Below are 17,796 nucleotides of genomic sequence, written 5' to 3' on the forward strand. Positions count from 1 at the left end.
CCATGAGCACACACACGGGCGCGCCGCTGCCGGGCCGCCGGACCGGCTTCGGCTCCGGCGCCGTCATGGCGGCCGGGGCGGCGCGCCGACTGGACTGGGTCCTGATCGTCTCGGTGGCGGTGCTCTGCGCCATCGGCTCACTGCTGGTGTGGTCGGCGACCCTGCCCGGCGACGGCGGGGACCCGATGGACTCCACCGGCCACCTCCGCCGCCACCTGGCCCACCTGGCGGTGGCGTGGGTGGCGTGCCTGGTCGTCGCCTCGGTGGACTTCCGGACCGTGCGGGCGTACGCGCCCATCGTCTACCTGGTCACGGCGGTCGCCCTGGTCCTCGTGCTCACCCCGCTGGGGGCGGTGATCAACGGGTCGCGCGGGTGGATCGTGGTCGGGGCGTTCCAGTTCCAGCCGAGCGAGCTGGCCAAGGTCGGGCTCGTCCTGGTCCTGGCCACGCTCCTGGGCGAGCCGCGCGACGGCGAGATCAGGCCGATGACGAGGGACGTCCTGTTCTGCCTCCTGGTCCTGGCGGTGCCGCTGGCCCTGGTGATGCTCCAGCCCGACCTGGGTACGACGCTGGTCCTCGGGGCGATCTTCCTGGGGATGCTCACGCTCTCGGGCGCGCCGTTCGTCTGGGTGGCCGGCATGCTCGCGTGCGGCGTCGCCGCGGTGTTCTGCGTGTTCTGGTTCGACCTCCTGGAGCCCTACCAGCTGGACCGCCTCGCGACCCTGGTGGACCCGTCCGCGGACCCGCAGGGCGCCGGGTACAACTCCAACCAGGCGCTCATCGCGGTGGGCTCGGGCGGGTTCAACGGGACCGGGCTGTTCCAGGGGGAGCAGACGCACGGCAGGTTCGTGCCGGAGCAGCACACCGACTTCATCTTCACGGTCGCCGGGGAGGAGCTGGGGTTCGCGGGGGCGGCCCTGGTCGTCGCGCTGTTCGCCGTGGTCATCTGGCGGATCCTGCGGATCGCCCTGGGATGCGACCAGCCCTACCCCCGCCTGCTGTGCGTGGGGGTGGCGGCGTGGTTCGGCTTCCAGACCTTCATCAACATCGGCATGGGTCTGGGGGTCATGCCCGTGACCGGCCTGCCGCTGCCGTTCGTGTCCTACGGCGGCACCGCGATCATGGCGAACATGCTGGGGCTGGGCCTGGTGCTGGGGGTCAACTCCCGGGACCGGGGGTTCGAGTAGCGGTCGCGCGGTCCGCGACCGGGGCCCGGGGAGGGACCGCCCTCCCCGGGCCCCGCCCGTCCCGGCCGGGGGCGGGCTGCGCGCCCCACGGGCGTCCCGGCGAGGCGCCGGGGGGAACGCCGACCGGCCCTGTGGACGACCAGGGCCGGAGCCCTCCGGGCCGGTAGCCTGGGAACCTCCGGGCGGTCGCGCTCCAGCGGCTCCGCCGCCCGCTCCCGCCCCGGCGGGGGACAACACGCGTTCTGACACGATGTCCGCCGAACGAAGGCCCGCACCATGTCCGTCGAAAGCCTGTTTCCGCGCCTGGAACCCCTCCTGACCAAGGTGGGCAAGCCCATCCAGTACGTCGGGGGCGAACTCAACTCCGTGGTCAAGGAGTGGGACGGGGCCAGGGTCCGCTGGGCCCTCATGTATCCGGACGCCTACGAGGTGGGCGTGCCCAACCAGGGCGTGCAGATCCTGTACGAGGTCCTCAACGAGCGCGAGGGGGTCCTGGCCGAGCGCGCCTACGCGGTGTGGCCGGACCTGGAGGAGCTGATGCGCGAGCACGGCGTCCCGCACTTCACCGTGGACGCCCACCGGCCGCTGGCCGCCTTCGACGTGCTCGGGATCAGCTTCGCCAGCGAGATGGGCTACACCAACATGCTCACCGCGCTGGACCTGGCCGGGATCCCGCTGCGCTCCCGCGACCGCACCGACGACCACCCGATCGTGCTCGCCGGGGGGCACGCGGCGTTCAACCCCGAGCCGATCGCCGACTTCCTGGACGCGGTGGTCCTGGGCGACGGGGAGGAGATCAGCCTCGCCGTCACCGAGACCGTCCGCGCCTTCAAGGACGAGGGCCGGCCGGGCGGGCGCGACGGGCTGCTGCTGCGGCTGGCCGCGTCCGGCGGCGTGTACGTGCCGCGCTTCTTCGACGTGGCCTACCACGAGGACGGGCGGATCGCCTCGTACACGCCCAACCGGCCCGGGGTCCCCGGCACGGTCCAGAAGCACACCGTGACGGACCTGGACGGGTGGCCCTACCCCAAGAGGCCGATCGTGCCCACGGCGGAGTCCGTGCACGAGCGGTACAGCGTGGAGATCTTCCGCGGCTGCACGCGGGGCTGCAGGTTCTGCCAGGCCGGGATGATCACGCGGCCGGTGCGCGAGCGCAGCCGGGAGACCGTCACGAGCATGGTCGAGGAGGGCGTGGCCGCGTCCGGGTTCCAGGAGGTGGGGCTCCTGTCGCTCTCCAGCGCCGACCACAGCCAGATCGGCGACATCGCCAAGGGGCTCGCGGACCGGTACGAGGGCACCAACACGGGCCTGTCCCTGCCCTCCACGAGGGTCGACGCGTTCAACATCGACCTCGCCAACGAGCTGACCCGCAACGGGCGCAGGTCGGGGCTGACCTTCGCGCCCGAGGGCGGCAGCGAGCGGATGCGCCGGGTGATCAACAAGATGGTCACCGAGGAGGACCTGATCCGGACTGTCACCGCCGCGTACGCGGCCGGGTGGCGGCAGGTGAAGCTGTACTTCATGTGCGGTCTGCCCACCGAGGAGGACGAGGACGTCCTCGCCATCGCCGACCTCGCGGCAGAGGTCATCCGGACCGGCCGGGAGGTGACCGGGCGCAAGGACATCCGGTGCACGGTCTCCATCGGCGGGTTCGTGCCCAAGCCCCAGACGCCCTTCCAGTGGGCCGCCCAGACGCCGCACGAGGTCGTGGACGCACGGCTGCGCAAGCTGCGCGACGCGCTGCGGGGCGACCGCAGGTACGGCAAGTCCATCGGCCTGCGCTACCACGAGGGCCGCCCGTCCGTGGTGGAGGGCCTGCTGTCCCGGGGCGACCGCCGGGTGGGCCGGGTCGTCGAGGAGGTGTGGCGCTCCGGAGGCCGGTTCGACGGCTGGAGCGAGCACTTCTCGTACGAGCGCTGGGAGCGGGCGGCCGGAACCGGCCTGGCCGGCCTCCCGGTGGACCTCGACTGGTTCACGACCCGTGAACGCGACGAGGAGGAGGTCCTGCCCTGGGACCACCTGGACGCGGGCCTGGACCGGTCGTGGCTTTGGCAGGACTGGCAGGACTCCCTGCACGGGGACGAGTCTCTGGAGGTCGACGACTGCCGGTGGACCCCCTGCTACGACTGCGGAGTCTGCCCGAGCATGGGAACCGAGATCCAGATCAACGCGCCGGCCGGGGGGCGCCCTCTTCTCCCGCTGACCGTCGAGTAGCCGCGTGCTCCGCCGCCGACGGGGAGTATCCGGCTAGAGTCGGACGACTGTCCCGGTTGCCGTGGCGGCGTCGGGACGGGCATCCCGTTGGTCGACGGCCCGTGCGCGGGCCCTGGGGGCGACAGTGCGAGCCGACGCGAGACGCAACCGCGAGAAGGTCCTGCGCGCGGCCTTGGAGGCCTTCGCCTCCGAGGGGCTGTCCGTCACCGTCCACGAGATCGCCCGGCGCGCCGGCGTGGGGGCCGGAACCGTCAGCAGGCACTTCCCCACCAAGGAGTCCCTCTACGGGGCCATCGTGCTCAGCCGGATGGAGCGCCTCGTGGGCGCGGCGAGGGCCTTCGCGGAGGAGGAGGCGCCGGGCGACGCCCTCGCCTCCTTCTTCGCGTTCGTGGTCGACGAGGGGGCGCTCGACCACGGGCTCGGCGAGGCGCTCCGAGGCGGCGGGTTCGACGTCGCCGCCGCGGTCCGCGGCACCGGCCACGACGTGGTGGCGGCGCTCGGCGAGCTCCTCGCCGCGGCGCAGGAGGCGGGGGAGGTCCGCGACGACGTGGACGCCGCCGACGTCAAGGCGCTGATGGAGGGGTGCATGACCCGGGAGCGAGGGGGGACCGACGAGGCCGCGCGGCGCCGCACCGTGGCCGTGGTGCTGGCGGGGCTGCGTCCGCCCGTCTGACCGCCGTGCCGGGCACGCGCCCCGGGAGCGGGGAACCCCTGCTCCGCCGGGGGACGGCGGAGAACAGGGGCGCTCATGGCGCGGGAGGGCGGGGTCGCTCACCGTGGTGTCAGGGCTACAGGAGTAGGATTCGCGCTCCGGGCGCTCTCTCGACCCTGTGGAGGGGAGTGGCCCGGGGGAGAAGGTGTACGGCCCGGCGCCCCGCTCGCGCCGGGCCGTACGAGTAATAAGACTCGCGGGGTGCGCGGGGGGTTGCCATCTCCGGAAGATTTTCTTCGGATTTTTTTTCGGCGGCTCCGCGTTCAGGTGGTGAACACCGGTTCAGTGTCCGCTCCGAGACCTCCGGGACTTTTCGACCGCAGGTCAGTGGGGGAGATACCGGTATGCGTAGTCCTGCTGGCGCATGTGCACCACGGCGCACCGTACGCTGAACAGGACGAGGAACAGCCCCTTCGAGGTCGCTCCGCCGACCACACCTGGGGGCATGAGGAAAGGAGTTGAGCTGCCCCCCGCACCCGAGGGCACCACCTCACCCTCCACCGCCAAGCCGGGACAGCGGCTTCGTGTCCGCTACGCCAAGCGCGGGCGCATGAGGTTCGCGAGTCACCGCGACATCGCCCGGGCGTTGGAACGGGCCCTGCGCAGGGCCTCCGTGCCCATGGCGTTCTCCGCCGGCTTCTCGCCTCACCCCAAGGTCTCCTACACGGGAGCGGCCCCCACCGGGGTCGCCAGCGAGGCGGAGTACCTTGAACTCGTCCTGGCCGAGGCACGCGAACCCGAACGGGTCCGAGCCGACATCGACGCCGCGATGCCCGAGGGCATCGACGTGGTCGAGGTCGTCGAGGCCCGGCATGCCGGGCTCGCGGATCGGCTCCAGGCCTCCGCTTGGCAGGTGGAGATGGACGGCGTCGACCCCGATGACGCCGCCAGGGCGGTGGCCGCGTACGCGGCCGCCGACAGTGTCGAGGTGGAGCGGATGACGAAGAAGGGTCGTCGCCGCTTCGACACACGACCGGCAGTGGTTCGTATCGACGTGTGCAGCGGATCCCACGGGCGCGTCCCAGGGGAACACGACACGGCATATGCCATACTTCGGATGGTTGTACGGCACACGACACCTGCTGTCCGACCAGACGACGTGCTGACCGGACTCCTCCGAGTGGCCGACCTCGCGCCGCCGTCATCACCCGTGATGACCCGGCTGGCGCAGGGGCCGCTGGACGAGGCGACAGGCGCGATCGCGGACCCGCTCACCGAGGACCGGCCCGAAGCTCTCACGAGCCCCGGACCCGCGAACGACAACGCGGACGAGCGGCGCGACGACGCACCACGGCCGTCAACGCCCATGGACGGGACCGCGCGGATGTGCGGCCCCGAAGCGGGGAACATGGGCGAAACCACAGGACTTCGCCCCGACGGCACCCCGGTGCCGCCGGCGGTGACACAGCGACGACAGTTCTCGTGAGCCGCGCCGGCGACCGAAAGGCCGCAGCGCGCCCGAGGACTTTGACGGGAGACCGCCCGGATGCTCGACAACGAGCCCAACGACGGTGCCGAGAGCACCGCGGGTACAACTGAAGCAAGCGCTCGCAAGGCGGCGCCCCCCGGCGGGGGAGGTGAGGTGCGTGTGACCACGCCGGCGCCGGTACGCGGCGTCCGCCGCGCGGCCGGACCGCCCCCGGAGCCGGACGACGTCTTCACCCCGCCCTCGATGCCCGTCACCTCGCTCGCCGGTTCCGGCGAGGGGGGCACGGTCAAGACGGCGGTGTCCACCACCGCCCGCAGGCGCACCGTGCGCGCCGCGGGCCGTCCCGACGAGGACCCGGCCCCGCGCCGCAGCCGCACCCGCGCCACCGGGGACACGGAGCCCGCGACCGCGCGGGCCGCCGCCGAGGACTCCGCCGACCGCGGCGACAAGGCCGCCGACACCCCTGACACGGCGGGGTCCGCCCGGACCCGCGGCCGGTCCCGAACGCGCACGCGCGTGTCCGAGGCCGCCGAGACGCCCGAGGCGATCCCCGCCCAGGAGGACGAGGAGACCGCCGAGCAGGGTGGCGGAAGCGTCTTCCAGGCGCCCGCCATGCTGTTCCAGCCGCCGGTGGCCAGCGCCTCCCCGGCGCCCGTCGCCGCCCCCTCCGCGGACGAGGACGACGACGAGGACGAGGACGACGAGGAGGCCGAGGACACGGCCGACCGGTCCTCCGACGCCGAGGAGACCGGCGACCCCTCCGACGACCGTCCGAGCCGCCGTCGCCGCCGCCGGGGCGGCCGCGGCCGCGGCCGGTCCCGCTCCGGCGACGAGGCCGAGGGCGAGGCCCCCGAGCCCGCCGCGGAGAAGCCCGAGCGGCGCAGGAGCCGCGCGGCCGAGGTCGAGTCCGCCGGCACCGCCGAGGACGACAACGACGTCGACGCCGAGTCCGACGAGGACGCGGGGGAGGACGGCGAACGCGGCAGCAGCCGCCGTCGCCGCCGCCGTCGGCGCCGGTCCGGCGGGGGCTCGGGCGGCGAGACCACCGTCGACGACCCGCCCAACACCGTGGTCCGTGTGCGCGAGCCGCGCGCGGAGAAGCCGATCGAGGACGAGGTCCAGTCCGTCCGCGGCTCCACGCGGCTGGAGGCCAAGAAGCAGCGCCGCCGCGAGGGCCGCGAGCAGGGCCGCCGCCGCGCCCCGATCGTCACCGAGTCGGAGTTCCTGGCCCGCCGCGAGGCGGTCAAGCGCGACCTCGTCGTCCGCCGTACCGGCGACCGCACCCAGATCGCCGTCCTGGAGGACGACATCCTGGTCGAGCACTACGTCGACCGGGCCACCCACCGCTCCTACGTCGGCAACGTCTACCTGGGCCGCGTCCAGAACGTGCTGCCGTCCATGGAGGCCGCGTTCGTCGACATCGGCAAGGGCCGCAACGCCGTCCTGTACGCGGGCGAGGTCAACTGGGACTCGTTCGGCCTGGACGGCCAGCCCAAGCGCATCGAGTCGGTGCTCAAGTCCGGCCAGTCGGTCCTGGTGCAGGTCACCAAGGACCCGGTCGGCCACAAGGGCGCCCGCCTCACCAGCCAGATCAGCCTGCCCGGCCGCTACCTCGTGTACGTGCCCGGCGGTTCCATGACGGGCATCAGCCGCAAGCTCCCCGACAAGGAGCGCGCCCGCCTCAAGCAGATCCTCAAGAAGGTCATGCCGTCCGGCGCCGGGGTGATCGTGCGCACCGCGGCCGAGGGGGCCAGCGAGGAGGAGCTGGAGCGCGACATCACGCGCCTGGCCAAGCAGTGGGACTCGATCAAGCGCAAGTCCAAGTCGGCCAACGCGCCGTCGCTGCTCAACAGCGAGCCGGACCTCACCGTCCGTGTCGTGCGCGACGTCTTCAACGAGGACTTCTCCAGCCTGGTCGTCTCCGGCGAGGAGGCCTGGACCACCGTCCACGAGTACGTGGACTACGTGGCGCCCAACCTCGCCGAACGGCTCTCGCACTGGTCCGAGGACCGCGACGTCTTCTCCGCCTACCGCATCGACGAGCAGATCAACAAGGCCCTGGAGCGCAAGGTCTGGCTGCCCAGCGGCGGTTCCCTGGTCATCGACCGGACCGAGGCCATGACCGTGGTCGACGTCAACACCGGCAAGTTCACCGGCCAGGGCGGCAACCTGGAGGAGACGGTCACCAAGAACAACCTGGAGGCGGCGGAGGAGATCGTCCGCCAGCTCCGGTTGCGCGACATCGGCGGCATCATCGTCATCGACTTCATCGACATGGTGCTGGAGTCCAACCGCGACCTGGTGCTGCGCCGCATGCTGGAGTGCCTGTCGCGCGACCGCACCAAGCACCAGGTGGCGGAGGTCACCTCGCTGGGTCTGGTGCAGATGACCCGCAAGCGGGTCGGCCAGGGCCTCCTGGAGGCGTTCTCGCACACGTGCGAGCACTGCAGCGGGCGCGGCCTGGTGCTGTCCGGCGACCTCCTGGAGAAGGGCGCCGGCGCCGGCGGCAACGGCGGCGGGCGCAAGAAGAAGAAGGGCAAGGGCGACACCGACCAGCCCGCCGAGAAGGCGGAGAAGGCGGAGAAGCCCTCCGACGAGGGCGAGGGCGACGACGCGGCCGTGCAGGCCGCGCCGGAGCAGGAGCCCGAGCGGCCCGCCGACGTTCCCGAGGCCGGGGCCGGCAAGCCCGCGCAGGCCGAGGAGCAGGAGCAGGCCGAGCCCGCCAAGAAGACCCGCAAACGCGCCACCCGCTCCCGCAAGGCCGCGGACGCTGCGGACGCCGAGCAGGCGGACACCGGCACGGCGGCCCAGGCGGAGGACGGGGCGGATCCCGCCCCCGCCGCGGACGCCGAGCCCGAGAAGGCCCCGGCGAAGAGGACCCGCACCCGGCGCACCGGAACCAAGGCCGCCCGCGCGGCGGCCGACAAGGGTGAGGCCGCGGTGCAGGACGGCGGTGGGGCGGACGCCGCAGGCGACGCCGACACCGCCGTCGGCGAGACGCCCGCCCCGGCGGAGAACGGCGACGAGGAGGCCGCGGAGCGGCCCAAGCGGCGCCGTACCCGGCGGGCCAAGACGGCGGCGGCCCCGCCGTCCGCCGTGGACGCGGGCTGACCGAGGCGGTACATACCGGCCGTGGTCCGGACGGGGGAGACCCCGTCCGAACCACGGCACGTGTGCAGGCCTGTAGCGGGCCGATGGTAATCTGATGGACGGTGCGTCGGCGCGTTCCACCACAATCGCGCGCCCCGACACCGAAGTGCTCTCCACGCAGGGTTTGTTTCCCTCAGATCCCCGCGCCCCGCTACAGGCGATCAGTGGATCGTGGAACGAGGCTTCTCCCCAACCACATGGGGGCGATCCTCCCGGCTGGCCTGGGCACAGGTACAGCCGGACCCGGACCCCGGAACTCACGTCTCGGGGATGGTCCCGAGCATTATTCGTTGAGCGAGCAGGAAGAGAGTTACCCGGTGTACGCGATCGTGCGAGCGGGCGGCCGACAGGAGAAGGTGTCTGTCGATGACGTCCTGAACATCGACAAGGTCTCCGAGGAGACCGGCGCCACCATCACGTGGCAGCCCATCCTGGTCGTTGACGACGGCAACGTCATCAGCGACGCGGACAAGCTGAGCGGCTACTCGGTCACCGCCGAGATCCTCGGCGAGACCAAGGGCCCCAAGATCAACATCCTGAAGTACAAGAACAAGACCGGTTACAAGAAGCGCCAGGGGCACCGCCAGAAGCACACCCAGGTGCGCGTCACCGGCATCGCGGCGAAGTAGGAGGCCTGGAGAAATGGCACATAAGAAGGGCGCTTCGTCCAGCCGTAACGGTCGTGACTCGAATGCCCAGCGCCTCGGCGTGAAGCGTTTCGGCGGTCAGTCCGTCTCGGCCGGCGAGATCCTCATCCGTCAGCGCGGCACCAAGTTCCACCCCGGTGCCAACGTCGGCCGCGGTGGCGACGACACGCTGTTCGCTCTGGTCGCCGGGCAGGTCAAGTTCGGCAACTTCCGCGGCCGCAAGGCCGTGAACATCGTCCCTGTCGCCGCCGAGTAGGTTCGCGCACGGACGTTGTGGTTTCGAGGCGGGCCAGGGAACACTGGCCCGCCTCTCGCGTTGTCACTGAGTGACACGCGTGTTCCACCAGGTCACCCGTACGGGGACCGACAAGCAACGGGGAGAGCTATGCCTGACTTCGTCGACGAGGCGGTCTTGCACGTCAAGGCCGGGAACGGCGGGCATGGCTGCGCCTCCGTGCACCGTGAGAAGTTCAAACCTCTGGGCGGCCCGGACGGCGGCAACGGCGGCCGGGGCGGCGACATCGTCCTGGAGGTCGACGCGCAGGCCGCCACCCTGCTGGACTACCAGCGCCGCCCGCACCGCAACGCCCAGAACGGCACGCCCGGCCAGGGCGGGCACCGGGCCGGGGCCAACGGGGACGACCTGGTCCTCACCGTTCCCGACGGCACGGTGGTCACCCGCGCGGACGGCGAGTTCATCGCCGACCTCGTGGGACACGGCACCCGCCTGGTCCTCGCCCAGGGGGGCCACGGCGGCCTGGGCAACGCCTCGCTGGCCTCCAAGAAGCGCAAGGCGCCCGGCTTCGCCCTCAAGGGCGAGGAGGGCGAGGCCTTCGACGTGCGCCTGGAGATGAAGACCATCGCCGACGTCGGCCTGGTGGGCTTCCCCAGCGCCGGCAAGTCCTCGCTGATCGCCGCCATGTCGGCGGCCCGGCCCAAGATCGCCGACTACCCCTTCACCACGCTCGTCCCCAACCTGGGAGTGGTGGAGGCGGGCACGACCCAGTACGTGATCGCCGACGTGCCCGGGCTCATCCCCGGGGCGAGCGACGGCAAGGGCCTGGGCCTGGAGTTCCTGCGCCACATCGAGCGGTGCTCGACCCTCCTGCACGTCCTGGACTGCGCCACCTATGAGCCGGGCCGCGACCCCGTCAGCGACCTGGACGCCCTGGAGTCGGAGCTGTCCGCCTACGGCGAGCGCGCCGGGGTGGACCTGTCCGACCGGCCGCGCATCGTCGCCCTGAACAAGGTCGACGTGCCCGAGGCCCGCGAGCTCGCCGAACTCGTCACCCCGATGCTCGTCGAGCGCGGGTACAAGGTGATGGAGGTCTCCGCCGCCTCCCGTGAGGGCCTGCGCGAGCTGTCCTTCGCCCTGGGCGAGCAGGTCGCGGCCGCACGCGGGGCCGCCCCCGCCGCCGAGCCCACCCGGATCGTGATCCGTCCCAAGATGATCGGGGACACCCCCTTCGAGGTGGTGCCGCTGGGCAACAACGCCTTCCAGGTGCGCGGGGACAAGCCCGCCCGCTGGGTGGCCCAGACGGACTTCAGCAACGACGAGGCGGTCGGCTACCTGGCCGAGCGGCTCAACCGCCTCGGCATCGAGGAGCAGCTGGCCAAGGCCGGGGCCACCGAGGGCGCCGAGGTGCACATCGGCACCGAGGAGGACTCCGTGGTCTTCGACTGGGACCCGTCCATGGACGCCGAGGTCGTCCCGTCCGGCCCGCGCGGAAGCGACGCCCGGCTGGGCTGACCCGCGCGGGGACCGACGGCCCGGCCGAACAGGAACGTGCGCGGCGCCCGATCCGGGCGCCGCGCCCTGGATGGAAAGCCCCACACGGTGCACAGCGCAGAACTCGAGAAGTCCGACCGGGCGGAAACCGCGGGACGGGCGGCGGTGGCCTCGGCCCGCAGGGTCGTGGTGAAGGTGGGGTCGTCGTCCTTGACGACCCCCGAGGGCCGGATCGACTCCGGGCGCATCCGCGACCTGGTCGAGGTGCTGGCGGCCCGCCGGGCCCTCGGCCAGGAGGTGATCCTGGTCTCCTCCGGCGCGGTCGCCGCCGGGATGACCCCGCTCGGCATGGCCCGCCGGCCCCGCGACCTCGCCTCCCAGCAGGCCGCGGCGAGCGTCGGCCAGGGGCTGCTGCTCGCCGCGTACACGGCCGAGCTGGCCGGACACGGGCTCAACGCGGCCCAGGTCCTGCTCACGGTCGAGGACATGATGCGCAGGGTCCAGCACCGCAACGCGCAGCGCACGCTGCGCCGCCTGCTGGACATCGGAGCGGTCCCCATCGTCAACGAGAACGACACGGTGGCCACCCACGAACTGCGGTTCGGCGACAACGACCGGCTCGCGGCCCTGGTCGCGCACCTGATGCGCGCCGACGCGCTGGTCCTGCTGTCGGACGTGGACGCCCTCTACGACGGGAACCCGTCCGATCCGGGGGCGTCCGTGGTCAGCCTGGTGCGTGGGCCCGAGGACCTGGACGGCATCGACATCGGCAGCTCCGGCAGGCGCGGCGTGGGCACGGGGGGGATGGTCACCAAGGTCGCCTCCGCGCGGATCGCCACGGAGGCCGGCGTGCACACGATGCTGACCTCCGCGGCCAACGCGCGGGCCGCCCTGGCGGGCGACAGGGTCGGCACCCTGTTCGCCGCGGGGGGCGGGCGCCGCCCCTCGGCCCGCCAGCTGTGGCTGGCGCACGCGACCGCGGGGCGGGGCAGCCTGGTGCTGGATCCGGGCGCGGTCGCGGCGGTCGTACGGGAGAAGGCGTCGCTGCTCCCGGCCGGGGTGGTGCGGGTGAGGGGGGAGTTCAGCGCGGGGGACCCCGTCGACCTGTGCGACGAGCAGGGCACCGTGGTCGCGCGCGGGCTGGTCAACTACGACGCGGCCGAGGTGCCCGACCTGATGGGCAGGTCCACGCGCTGGCTCGCCCGTGAGCTGGGGCCCTCCTACGAGAGGGAGCTCGTGCACCGGGACGACCTCGTCGTCCTCTAGGGAGTGCGGCGGGAGGGCCCGGTGGCGGGTCCTCCCGCGCCGTCCGCACGTTCTGTGAGACCCCTGTGGCAAGGTCGGGGGACATCCCCGAGGAGAGAAGCGAAGACATCCATGCCTAGCCTGGTGGCGAGAATGCTCGCGGTGGCGTTCCGGGTGGCGCGCAAGCGCCCGATGGAGACCGTGGAGGGCGCACGGGAGCGCATCGAGGAGGCCAAGGACGACCCCGAGCCGCCGCACTGGGTCGCCAAGCGGCACGAGATCACCCTGCGCGAGGTGGGGGGCTTCCGGAGTTACACGGTCCTGCCCCGTGATCGGGAGGACGAACCGGACAAGGCCGTCCTGTACCTGCACGGGGGCTCGTACATCAGCGAGATCTCCCCGTGGCACTGGGTGCTGATCTCCCGCATGGCCGACACGGGGTGCCGGGTCGAGGTGCCCGTCTACGGGTTGGCGCCGGAGCACACCTACCGCGAGGCCTTCGGGTTCCTCCACGCGGTCTACCGCGAACTCCTGGAGCACGCCGACCCGGGGCGGACCGTCTTCGCGGGCGACTCGGCGGGCGCCGGGCTGGCGCTGGCCCTCGCCCAGACGCTGCCCGGGGAGGACCTGCCCCGGCCCGCCCGCCTGATCCTCGTCTCACCGTGGGCGGACCTCACCATGTCCAACCCCGACATCGCCGAGGTGGAGGGGAGGGACCCGTGGCTCAGCCCGGTCGGCCTCAGAGAGGCCGCCAAGGCGTGGGCGGGCGGCGACGACCTCTCCGTGCCCAGGCTCAGCCCCATCAACGGGCCGCTGGCCGGGCTTCCCCCCATCGACCTCTACATCGGCACCCGTGACGTGTTCCTGCCCGACACCCGCCGACTGCGCGACCTCGTCACCGAGGCGGGCGGCGAGGTCGAGCTGCACGAGGAGGCGGGCGCCTTCCACGTGTACCCACTGGTCCCGGTGCCCGAGGGCAGCCGGGCGCGTGCGGCGATCATCGGTACCGTCCAGGACCTGTGAGACCGTCCGCGGGCGCGGACACCCGGGCCGCCCCCGCGCGGACGCTGCGGAGCAGGTCTTGCCGGAGGGCTCGGGCGGGGCGCAGCCGCCCCCGCGCGCGGACGCTGCCCCCGCCCCCGCCCCCGCCCCCGCAGGGAGCGCTCAGGCCAGCCTGCTGACGACCGACAGCGGCAGCACCCGCATCGCGAAGCCGATGGGGACCCAGGGCCAGGCGGGCACGTACGCCTTCACGCGCCGCCGCTCGATGGCGGCCACCATGGAGCGGACGCCGGGCACGGTGTCCACCATGAACCGCGTCCTCTGCTCCACGCGCTCGTTCATACCGGTGCGGATGTAGCCGGGGTGGACGACGGACACGTCCAGGCCGGGCACACGCTCCGCCCGCAGGCCCTCGGCGATGGCGGAGACCCCCGCCTTGGTGGCGGCGTACACGGTCATGGACCTGCGCATGCCGCGCAGGGCCGACATGGACGAGATGAGCACCAGGTGGCCGTGCCCCTGGGCACGGAAGATCCCCATGGCGGCCTCGGTCTGGGCGAGGGCGCCCATGAAGTTGGTCTCCGCCGTCCGGCGGTTGGCGTCGTGGCGCCCCGTCCCGAGGGCCGCGCCCTTGCCGAGGCCGGCGTTGACGATCACGCGGTCCATACCGCCGAAGGCGTCGGCCAGGTCGCCGAACACCGAGAGGACGGCGTCGGCGTCGGTGACGTCGAGGGCACGCAGTTCGACCCGCCGTCCGGGGTGGGCCGCGGTGATCTCCTCGCGCAGCGCCTCCATCCGGTCGACGCGTCGCGCGCACAGGGCCAGGTCGTAGCCGAGGGCGGCGAACTGGCGCGCCATCTCGGCTCCCAGCCCGGCGCTGGCGCCGCTGATCAGGATCGTTCCCTTGCTCATACCCGCTTCTCCGTGGTGTTCGTCGTTCCGGTGCCCCGTGCCCGGCGGGGTGCGGCCGGACGCCGGCCGCCGCGGGGGCCAGCGGGGGCGGGACCGGCCGCGTCGACACTACGGGCCCGCCGGGCGGCGCGCGACGGCGCGGGCGTGGGAGCGCCGGGGCGGGCGCGGACGACACGGGAGGGGCGGGCGCCGCGCGGCACGGCCCCCGCTGCTCGTCCCGCGGGAGAGGGCCCGGCGACCGCCCGCGGCGACCGGCGCGAGCGACGGGCCCGCCGAAAGCACCCGCGGACCACGCCTAGGATGCGGGGCGTGAGCGAACGAACGATGCGACGCGGCGACGACCACCCCCACCGGGGCGAGGTCCGCGAGATCCCCACCTCAGAGAACGCCACCCGGCTGGCGTACGCCCCCGAGCGCGACGGCCTCGCCGACGCGGGCGAGATCGTGTGGACGTGGGTGCCCTACGAGGAGGACCCGGAGCAGGGCAAGGACCGCCCGCTGCTGGTCGTCGGCCGCAGGGGCAGGCGCCTGCACGGCCTGATGCTGTCCTCGCAGCGCCCCGAGGAGTGGGAGCGCCAGGACTGGCTGCCGATCGGCTCGGGGCCCTGGGACCGCGAGGGGCGCGAATCGTTCCTCCGCGCGGACCGGCTCTTCGAGTTCGACGAGGACGACATCCGGCGTGAGGCCGCGGTCATGGACGAGGAGATGTTCTGGCTGGTCGCGGACGTCCTGCGCAGCCGCTACGGCTGGACCTGACCCGCGGGGCCGCCCGGGACCCGGTCCCGGGCGGCCCGTACCGGCGGCGTCCTCAGAGGGCGCTCCCACCCGTGGCGTCGATGACCTGTCCGGTGGTCCACCCGGCCTCGGGCGAGGCCAGGTAGCGGACCAGGGCCGAGATGTCCTCCGCCTCGCCGACCCTGCCGAAGACGGAGAGGCCGGCCGCCCTCTCCCGGGCCCCGGGTTCGCCGAGCCAGCCCGCGTTCATGTCGGTGTCGACCACCCCGGGCATGACCGCGTTGACCGTGACCCCGCGTGGACCGAAGGCCGGCGCGAGCGCCAGGGTGAGTGCGTTGAGGGCCGCCTTGGACGCGGAGTAGACGGGGTGGGTCGGGGCGGCGACACGGGTGTATCCGGTGGAGATGTTCACGATGCGGCCGTTCCGGCCCATGCTCGGGGCCAGCCGCTGGATGAGGAACAGCGGTGCGGTGAGGTTGACGTCCATGACCCGGTGGTAGGTGGGCGCGTCGATCCTTCCCAGTTCCTGGGGCTCGCCGATGCCCGCGTTGTTGACCAGCACGTCCACCTCCCTCCGGCCCGTGGTTCTCTCCGCCTCCTCCAGGAACGCGTCCGCGGTGGCCTCCACCGCGTCCAGGGTGTCGGCCCCGAAGTCGGCGCGGATCGTGACCGCTCGCGCGCCCCGCTCCTCGATCAGCTCCGCGGTACGGGCGGCGGACTCCCCGTCACCGCGGTACTGCACCCCCACGAGGGCGGCGCCGTCCTCCGCGAGGGCCAGTGCTATCGCCCGTCCGATGCCGCGGGTACCGCCCGTGACCAGTGCTGTCCGGCTCATCCCGTCCTCTTTTCATAGTGATCACTACAGAATGAAGATTACTATAGTGGTCACTATGGAAAAAAGGCGGGCCGAGGGACGCGGCCGACCGCGCGAGTTCGACGAGGAGCGGGTCCTGGACCGGGCGATGACCGTCTTCTGGCGGCACGGTTTCGAGGGGGCGAGTCTGAGTGGGCTCCAGCGGGCCACGGGGCTGACGCCGCCGAGCCTCTACAACGCGTTCGGGTCCAAGCTGGGGCTGTACGAGGCGTGCCTGGACCACTACGCCCGGGGCGTGGGAGCGGGCACGGCGGAGGTGCTCGACGAACCCGAGGCGTCCCGGGACGGCATGAGGCGGCTGCTGGCGAACGCGGCGCGTGAGTTCACCGAGCCGGGCCGGCCGCACGGATGCATGATCTCCACCGCGGCCCTGGCCGTGGGAGAACGGCACGCGGAGGTCGGGCGGGCGGTCGCCGCGCGACGGGCCCGGACGATGGAGGCGGTGGCCGCCTACCTGGGGCGCGCCAAGGACGCGGGGGAGCTGCCGCGGGGAGCCGACACCGCGGCTCTGGCGCGGTACTTCGGCGCCCTCATCCAGGGGATGTCCGTCCAGGCCGGGGACGGGGCGGACCGTGCCGACCTGGAGGCGCTGGTCGGGGTGGCCATGGAGGCGTGGCCCCGGGGGTGAGCGCGGCCCGTGGAGACCCCGGGCCGGCGCGCGGGCGGGCCGGCCGCCGGGACGCCGGGGGCCGGCACGCGGGGAGCGGGGCCGGGGCCCGCGGAGGGCCCCGGCGCGGACCGTCGCGTCAGGTGAGGGCCAGCAGGCGGACGGGGCCGCCCGAACCGCCCCTGATGTTGGCGACGCCCACGACCGCCATCGCCCCGTTCTCGGGGGCGGTCTCCAGGTGGGCGACCATCTCCACGGCGTACTTGTTCTCGCCGAGCAGGAACACGTGCCCCTCGGGGTTGGACGCGGAGTCGGGCCCGTAGTCGAAGCTCGGGGTGTCCACGGCGACCCCGGCGATGTCCCGCTCGGACAGCAGCCAGGCGAGCGCCTCGAGCTCGAACCCGGGGAAGTGGGCGATGCCGTCGCTGCCGCGGTTGAGCATCGCCTCCTCGCTCTGGAGGACCCGCGCGCTCCAGCCGGAGTCCATGGCGACCAGGGCCCCCTGGGGGATGCGTCCGTGGCGCCGTTCCCAGCGGCGCAGGTCGGCCACGCCCACCTGCGCGTCGAAGTCCCGCGCGGCGCGGTCGGAGATGCGGATGACGACGAGGGGGCAGACCAGGTCGCGCGGGTCCACCTCGTGCGTGTGCAGGGCGTCAGGGCTGTCGTTGAAGTGCCACGGCGCGTCGAAGTGCGTCCCGGTGTGCTCGTCGATCTCCAGCTTGAGCGCGTTGAACCCGTCCTCCGCGATCGACGCGAACTGGAAGATGTTGGGGTCGAGGATGTAGGGCCGGTAGATCGGGAAGTCGTTGTGGAGGACGTGGGTGAGGTCGGTGACCCTCAGCCGCGAGGGGCTGATGTCCGCGATGGTCTGGGCGTGGGCGGACTCCACCGGCCCCCCGAGGGCCCCGATCCCGGTCAGCACCGCGCCGACGGCGGCCGATCCGGTCAGCATGCGGCGCCGGTTCACCCCGCTGCTCACCAGGCGTGCGGACGGGTCCGGGCGTTCGGCCGTGATCGTGCCCCCGGGCGTTTCCGGGGTGTGTCCCGAGGCGGTCATGAAAGTCTTTCGGGCCTTGTGGATCACGTGGGGTCCGCACATCGCAGTGTTCCTCTTCCAGGTCTGACTGATCGAGCTAGGAGGAGTATACGATCTCTTATGCAAAAGTGAAGGCTGATTCGCATCAGGCATCTTTTATTTCCGGCCGGGTCGCTCCGCGGGAGGGCCGGACCGAGGCGCTCCCGACGCGGGCGGTGATCCGGCGGACACGCAGACGGAGGGCCGACGGGCCGGGTGGAGCCCCGTCCGGGCGTGTGCGGGTCGCCCGGGAGGGGGCGGGAGAGAAGGCGTGAGCG

At 72.9% G+C, this 17,796-nt stretch carries 16 protein-coding genes; 12 read left to right on the forward strand and 4 right to left on the reverse strand.

The window, feature by feature from the left end:
* Positions 1-2 precede the first annotated feature (2 nt).
* The 3 genes from rodA to ACQPYD_RS06775 all read left to right on the forward strand — a co-directional run bounded on the left by rodA (position 3) and on the right by ACQPYD_RS06775 (position 4,074).
* Positions 3-1,187, forward strand: a complete 1,185-nt coding sequence (gene rodA / locus ACQPYD_RS06765; protein ID WP_433700234.1) for a rod shape-determining protein RodA — start codon at positions 3-5, stop codon at positions 1,185-1,187.
* Positions 1,188-1,463: 276 nt separating this feature from the next.
* Entirely contained in the window at positions 1,464-3,401 is a 1,938-nt protein-coding gene (locus ACQPYD_RS06770; RefSeq protein ID WP_433700235.1) for a TIGR03960 family B12-binding radical SAM protein, read from the forward strand.
* A 124-nt stretch (positions 3,402-3,525) separates the two neighbouring features.
* On the forward strand, positions 3,526-4,074 hold the full coding sequence (locus ACQPYD_RS06775; RefSeq protein WP_433700236.1) for a TetR/AcrR family transcriptional regulator: 549 nt from the start codon (positions 3,526-3,528) through the stop codon (positions 4,072-4,074).
* A gap of 363 nt (positions 4,075-4,437) precedes the next feature.
* On the opposite strand, the gene ACQPYD_RS06780 is transcribed toward ACQPYD_RS06775, so the two are convergent.
* Positions 4,438-4,560: a hypothetical protein gene (locus ACQPYD_RS06780; protein WP_330160396.1), complete on the reverse strand. Its 123-nt coding sequence runs from the start codon at positions 4,558-4,560 to the stop codon at positions 4,438-4,440.
* Between the two features lie 103 nt (positions 4,561-4,663).
* On the opposite strand from ACQPYD_RS06780, the gene ACQPYD_RS06785 reads away from it, so the two are divergent.
* The 7 genes from ACQPYD_RS06785 to ACQPYD_RS06815 all read left to right on the forward strand — a co-directional run bounded on the left by ACQPYD_RS06785 (position 4,664) and on the right by ACQPYD_RS06815 (position 13,336).
* The gene (locus ACQPYD_RS06785; RefSeq protein WP_433701976.1) at positions 4,664-5,539 is read left to right on the forward strand and encodes a TIGR03936 family radical SAM-associated protein; all 876 of its coding nucleotides are present in this window, start codon (positions 4,664-4,666) and stop codon (positions 5,537-5,539) included.
* 60 nt (positions 5,540-5,599) lie between these two features.
* Positions 5,600-8,653 carry an Rne/Rng family ribonuclease gene (locus ACQPYD_RS06790; RefSeq protein ID WP_433700237.1) on the forward strand — a complete coding sequence of 1,018 codons (3,054 nt, stop codon included), beginning with the start codon at positions 5,600-5,602 and terminating at the stop codon, positions 8,651-8,653.
* Between the two features lie 356 nt (positions 8,654-9,009).
* Complete coding sequence (gene rplU / locus ACQPYD_RS06795; RefSeq protein ID WP_330161927.1) at positions 9,010-9,321, forward strand: 50S ribosomal protein L21; 312 nt, start codon at positions 9,010-9,012, stop codon at positions 9,319-9,321.
* 13 nt (positions 9,322-9,334) lie between these two features.
* Positions 9,335-9,595, forward strand: a complete 261-nt coding sequence (rpmA, locus tag ACQPYD_RS06800; protein WP_150253013.1) for a 50S ribosomal protein L27 — start codon at positions 9,335-9,337, stop codon at positions 9,593-9,595.
* A 129-nt stretch (positions 9,596-9,724) separates the two neighbouring features.
* Positions 9,725-11,089, forward strand: a complete 1,365-nt coding sequence (gene obgE, locus ACQPYD_RS06805; protein WP_433700238.1) for a GTPase ObgE — start codon at positions 9,725-9,727, stop codon at positions 11,087-11,089.
* A gap of 87 nt (positions 11,090-11,176) precedes the next feature.
* A complete protein-coding gene (proB, locus tag ACQPYD_RS06810) occupies positions 11,177-12,334 on the forward strand; it encodes a glutamate 5-kinase (RefSeq protein WP_267948608.1) in 1,158 nt (385 codons plus the stop codon).
* 111 nt (positions 12,335-12,445) lie between these two features.
* Positions 12,446-13,336 carry an alpha/beta hydrolase fold domain-containing protein gene (locus ACQPYD_RS06815; RefSeq protein WP_433700239.1) on the forward strand — a complete coding sequence of 297 codons (891 nt, stop codon included), beginning with the start codon at positions 12,446-12,448 and terminating at the stop codon, positions 13,334-13,336.
* 141 nt (positions 13,337-13,477) lie between these two features.
* Here the strand turns inward: ACQPYD_RS06815 and ACQPYD_RS06820 are convergent, their stop codons facing one another.
* Positions 13,478-14,227, reverse strand: coding sequence for an SDR family oxidoreductase (locus ACQPYD_RS06820; protein WP_433700240.1), 750 nt, complete (start codon positions 14,225-14,227; stop codon positions 13,478-13,480).
* A 300-nt stretch (positions 14,228-14,527) separates the two neighbouring features.
* On the opposite strand from ACQPYD_RS06820, the gene ACQPYD_RS06825 reads away from it, so the two are divergent.
* Positions 14,528-14,983 (forward strand): type II toxin-antitoxin system PemK/MazF family toxin, encoded by a 456-nt coding sequence (locus ACQPYD_RS06825; RefSeq protein ID WP_433700241.1) that lies wholly within the window; start codon positions 14,528-14,530, stop codon positions 14,981-14,983.
* Between the two features lie 52 nt (positions 14,984-15,035).
* On the opposite strand, the gene ACQPYD_RS06830 is transcribed toward ACQPYD_RS06825, so the two are convergent.
* Positions 15,036-15,797 carry an SDR family NAD(P)-dependent oxidoreductase gene (locus ACQPYD_RS06830; protein ID WP_433700242.1) on the reverse strand — a complete coding sequence of 254 codons (762 nt, stop codon included), beginning with the start codon at positions 15,795-15,797 and terminating at the stop codon, positions 15,036-15,038.
* Between the two features lie 55 nt (positions 15,798-15,852).
* Between ACQPYD_RS06830 and ACQPYD_RS06835 the strand changes: the two genes are divergently transcribed.
* On the forward strand, positions 15,853-16,464 hold the full coding sequence (locus ACQPYD_RS06835) for a TetR/AcrR family transcriptional regulator (protein ID WP_433700243.1): 612 nt from the start codon (positions 15,853-15,855) through the stop codon (positions 16,462-16,464).
* A gap of 118 nt (positions 16,465-16,582) precedes the next feature.
* Here the strand turns inward: ACQPYD_RS06835 and ACQPYD_RS06840 are convergent, their stop codons facing one another.
* Positions 16,583-17,500 (reverse strand): cyclase family protein, encoded by a 918-nt coding sequence (locus ACQPYD_RS06840; protein ID WP_267948614.1) that lies wholly within the window; start codon positions 17,498-17,500, stop codon positions 16,583-16,585.
* Positions 17,501-17,796 lie beyond the last annotated feature (296 nt).

This window comes from Nocardiopsis sp. CA-288880 (assembly GCF_050955985.1).
GTDB classification, from domain to species: domain Bacteria; phylum Actinomycetota; class Actinomycetes; order Streptosporangiales; family Streptosporangiaceae; genus Nocardiopsis; species Nocardiopsis tropica.